We start from the raw sequence: 1,450 nt of genomic DNA on the forward strand, positions 1-1,450 counted from the left end.
TGAACTGACCCCGTAAAGTTGGACAGTTTGGTCGGCTAGGCTGTTGAGGGCTGAGTTCTGTACATCACGGGACTCAGCCCTTTCAATTTCAGCTTGATGCGCTTGTGGTTGTAGTAGTGGATGTACTGTTTGATGCCGGCCTTCAGTGCATCGATGCTTTCGAACCTGTTCAGGCGGAAGAACTCCGACTTAAGGGTGCCAAAGAAGCTTTCTATCGCTGCGTTGTCGTGGCAGTTTGCCTTGCGCGACATACTCTGGGTCAGGCCACGTTGATCGAGCATCCTCCGGTAGGCGGACATCTGGTATTGCCATCCCTGATCCGAATGCAGCAGCGGCCTCTCATTGCTCCCCAGCTTTGCCAGCGCTTTTTTCAGCATGGATCTCACCAGTTCAAAGACCGGGCGTTCGCTCATCTGATAGGACACGATCTCGCCGTTATACAGGTCCATGACCGGTGACAGATACAGCTTCTGCCCGAGCACATTGAACTCCGTCACGTCCGTGACCCACTTCTGGTTCGGCTGCTGCGCGCTGAACTCGCGGTTCAGCAGGTTCGGAGCGATGCGGCCGACTTCTCCGCGCCAGGAGCGGTATTTCTTCGCACGTATCAGCGACTTCAGTTTCAGGTGTCCCATCAGGCGTTGCACCGTCTTGTGGTTCACGATCTGGCCTGACTGCCGGATCGTCGCTGCGATGCGCCGGTAACCATAGCGGCCCTTGTGGTGCTCGTACACCGCCCTGATCCGGGTCTTGAGCTCGGCATGACGATCGCCGTCTTCCAGCACCTTCAGCTGGTAGTAGAACGTGCTGCGCGCCAGACCGGCGGCCTTGAGCAAGGCAGCCATCGGATGCTGATCCCTGAGCGCCTGCACTATTTGCGTTTTTTCTTTTGCGCGGCCTGCCTCTTCGCCTGAAGCAGGGCATCGAGCTTTTTTAGGTACGCCACCTCCGCCCGCAGGTACTCGTTCTCCTTGAGCAACTGCTCGCGTGTGCGCTCATCCGGCGCGGTTTTCCCAGTGGGCTTTTCGTGGTCGGGACGGGTCATTTTTCTGGGGCGTCCTCGTGGGCGAGGCGCCAGAGCATCAATACCGCCAGCATGATACTGGCGTTCCCACTTCGCAATGGCGCCTTGAGCGCGAATGTCGAACACTGCAGCGGCCTGCTGGCACGACAGATTCTCCCGCCACATGTGGCTCAGAACGGACATTCTGAACTGCGCATCATAGTGGCTGTACTTCTTGCGCAAACCTTCACGGCCATGTTGCTCATAAACCGCTATCCAGCGGCGTAACACCGTACAGCCTACGCCATGACGCTGCGCGATCGTCCGCACACCACCAGCTCCGGCTTGATATTCCTTAACCAACTTCAGCTTGAACTGCTCACCGTACTTCGCCATGAAAAACACCCCAAAGGTTGGATCGGTGTCCAACTTTTGGGGTGCAGTTCA

Annotated in this window: 1 protein-coding gene; it reads right to left on the reverse strand. The window is 57.2% G+C overall.

Annotation, left to right across the window (positions count from 1 at the left end):
* Positions 1-35: 35 nt before the first annotated feature.
* Positions 36-1,399, reverse strand: a protein-coding gene (locus F757_RS36000; RefSeq protein ID WP_156923786.1) for an IS3 family transposase whose coding sequence is annotated in 2 segments (ribosomal slippage) — positions 36-937 and positions 937-1,399 — 1,365 coding nt in all. Because the reading frame shifts where the segments join, the coding sequence is not laid out codon by codon here.
* Positions 1,400-1,450 lie beyond the last annotated feature (51 nt).

Origin of the sequence: Burkholderia sp. WSM2232 (assembly GCF_000472545.1) — a bacterium.
Classification (GTDB): domain Bacteria; phylum Pseudomonadota; class Gammaproteobacteria; order Burkholderiales; family Burkholderiaceae; genus Paraburkholderia.